The 2,653-nt window shown below is 38.0% G+C and carries 2 protein-coding genes and 1 pseudogene; all 3 read right to left on the reverse strand.

Features of this window, described 5'->3' with window-relative positions; translation table 11 throughout:
- Positions 1 to 233 precede the first annotated feature (233 nt).
- Positions 234 to 1,469: a SufB/SufD family protein gene (locus ACLFMM_RS09810; protein ID WP_410808549.1), complete on the reverse strand. Its 1,236-nt coding sequence runs from the start codon at positions 1,467 to 1,469 to the stop codon at positions 234 to 236.
- Complete coding sequence (locus ACLFMM_RS09815; protein WP_410808550.1) at positions 1,448 to 2,200, reverse strand: ABC transporter ATP-binding protein; 753 nt, start codon at positions 2,198 to 2,200, stop codon at positions 1,448 to 1,450. The genes ACLFMM_RS09810 and ACLFMM_RS09815 overlap by 22 nt, the downstream gene beginning before the upstream one ends.
- Before the next feature lie 197 nt (positions 2,201 to 2,397).
- Positions 2,398 to 2,653 (reverse strand): annotated as a pseudogene (locus tag ACLFMM_RS09820) (ISNCY family transposase); the annotation flags it as partial.

A 2,653-nucleotide genomic window follows, 5' to 3' on the forward strand; every position in this document is an offset into this window, starting at 1 on the left:
TCCCATTGGCATTCCCCACTTCCCGATAAAATTTGATAAAAGCCTTGTCTATTGAGTCCATGACATTAAAGTTTATTATTTTTAATATTTATTAAAAATAATTAAATAATTTAAAGTATTTAAGCATTACGAGTTAGAACAGGACATAAAAATAAGATAATATAAGATAAAATAAAATAGCCAAAGGCAGTTACAACAGGAAATTATATGACAAATTTCCTGTATAGATTCAATTACAATGCGTGTTTGCCGATTGTATCAACAGTTTCATTGATATCATCTTCCAGTTCCTTTGGAAGACCTTTGATACCCACATCAAGGAAACCACGAACAATCATACCCACTGCCTCATCTTCACTTAATCCACGGGACATGAGATATTCCACCTGATCTCTTGCAATTTTACCTACTGCTGCTTCATGGGTTAATTCAACATTCTGTATGTTTGCTTCCAGAATCGGTATAGCTCTCTGTGACCCTTCATCACTTAAGACCAGTCCTCTGCATTCGAGATGTCCTTTTGCATCATCTGCATTCCCAACCATTTCTCCTCTGGCTACTACACTTCCACCAGTGGTAATTGTCCTTGAAATCAGTTCTGCCTTTGTCTCCGGCGCATTGAACACTACTTTACTGCCAAGATCCATTTCGGCCCCTGGATGACCTACTGCAATCGTATTGAATCTGGCAACTGCACCTTTACCATCAAGGAATGCAGTGGGATAGGTCTGTATCGATTTTACCGGTTTTAATGCTATATAATTATTGATGAATGTGCCGCCTTCTTCAACTTTGATTTTTGTTCTGGGTCTTACTCCTATATCCTCTGCCCAGTTATGAATCATGGTAAATGTTAGCTTTCCGCCTTTTTTAACATACATCTCGGATATACCAAGATGCAGTCCACTCATAACTTCTTCCTTAGTGGTACAACCAGTAATGATTTCAAGTTCTGCATCTTCTTCCACTATTATGATATTATGAACTGTCTGGGATACACTCTTGTTACCCAGAAGCAGACAGGTCTGTACTGGAAGACTTTCCTTTTTTCCGGCATATGCTCGTATAAAATACCCGTCAGGTTGCTGGAGATAGGTTGCCGCAGTGTATTTATCAGCGTCTACAGGCACCAGATTCCATGAATAATCATCCAGCCAGTCGTATTTCTCAATCGCTTCACTTGTTGGTATAAGCTCTACATTTTTGCTTTTTGTTGAGCTGTAGGATACCGCATTGTTAAGAACCACAAGACTGCCAGACCTGCCCTCCCCAGATGGCACCACTCCTGTGTTAAGGAGCTGTTTTTGGGTTTTTTCATCCCATTCAGAGAGACTTTCTACCTGCTCTGCTTCTCTGGGTGCTATTTCGTATTCACTGAGGTCAAAATCCTGACCATATGAAGCTTTTTTTTCAAGAGCCTTCTCAGCTCTTTCCTTTAAGCTCTGTTTTAAGCTAGATTTAGTTTGCATCTGATACACTCCTCGTATCCCTGTGATTTGATTTCCTTCAAAAGTTCTCTTGGGTTACCAGAGCACATTATTTTGCCGTTGCACATTATATAACCCCTGTCTGCTTCAAGGTAATCAAGTATCTGACCTGTATGAGTAATGATAAGACCAGATTTACCTTTTATACTCCGCTCTCCGATACATCCCACATTTGCACGCAGCATTTCCTGGATTTTGGTACCCACTTTATTTATACTCACAAGGTCTACCCCTGATTCGGGTTCATCAATGAGATACATACAGGGATTTTGGGCTATCAGCTGTAACAGTTCTGAACGTTTTATTTCACCACCTGAGAAACCGACATTGATTTCTCTGTCCATAAAACGTTTCATATCCAGGTCTTCCGCAACTTTATCAATATCCATATTTTCTTTGGTGGTTGCCTTTATAAGACTGGATAGTTTAACCCCTGTCATATTAGGGGGTCTCTGCAGCATTATCCCAAGACCCTTTTTAGCTCTCTCATCGACAGAAAGATTGGTTATATCTTCACCATTGAAAAGAATCCGACCTTCAACAATTTTATAATCACTAAACCCCATTATGGTTCTTAAAAGCGCAGATTTTCCTGAACCATTAGGCCCAAACAGTACATTGGTATAACCAAAATCCACTGTTAAATTGACTTTGTTCAATATTTTTTGCCCGCCGTCAGCAGGCTCAACAGACAGATTTTCTATTTCCAGCATTGACATTGCGATATTCTCCCCTTGTTATGTTATAACGGGATTTGTTTAAAACGTATAATACATTAAAACGGCTATTGTTATTTCTGCAACATTAAATTGTTATACGAGTACTTAAATCAATCCCTGTATCAGATTAGATAGAACGAGATTATCAAATTAGCTCATAATTTCACCCATTCTAGTTTGATGATATTTTCTCATACATAATTTGCAAAAGAATTTGTTTCTTTAATTCCATTTTGCAAATTTGTCATCACGAGTAATTGATAAGCTACGAAATTCATGATTGAATACAGTTTCTTACTTGAATTGTTCAATCCTCTGATATCAAATTTAACTGTCCATTTTATGTTTTTGTGGATTCTTTCACATTCCTTTCTATATGAATAATCGTCATTGAATCCTTCATCTTCTATGTTTATGTTTCGCAAGTGCATTCCTACCTGCTTTACC

Source organism: Methanohalobium sp. (genome assembly GCF_046546175.1).
Taxonomy (GTDB): domain Archaea; phylum Halobacteriota; class Methanosarcinia; order Methanosarcinales; family Methanosarcinaceae; genus Methanohalobium.

Bases quoted from the DNA above. Each gene is read 5' to 3' on its own strand.
- ACLFMM_RS09810 (WP_410808549.1), bottom strand. From the start codon at position 1,469: ATGCAAACTAAATCTAGCTTAAAACAGAGCTTAAAGGAAAGAGCTGAG.
- ACLFMM_RS09815 (WP_410808550.1), bottom strand. From the start codon at position 2,200: ATGCTGGAAATAGAAAATCTGTCTGTTGAGCCTGCTGACGGCGGGCAA.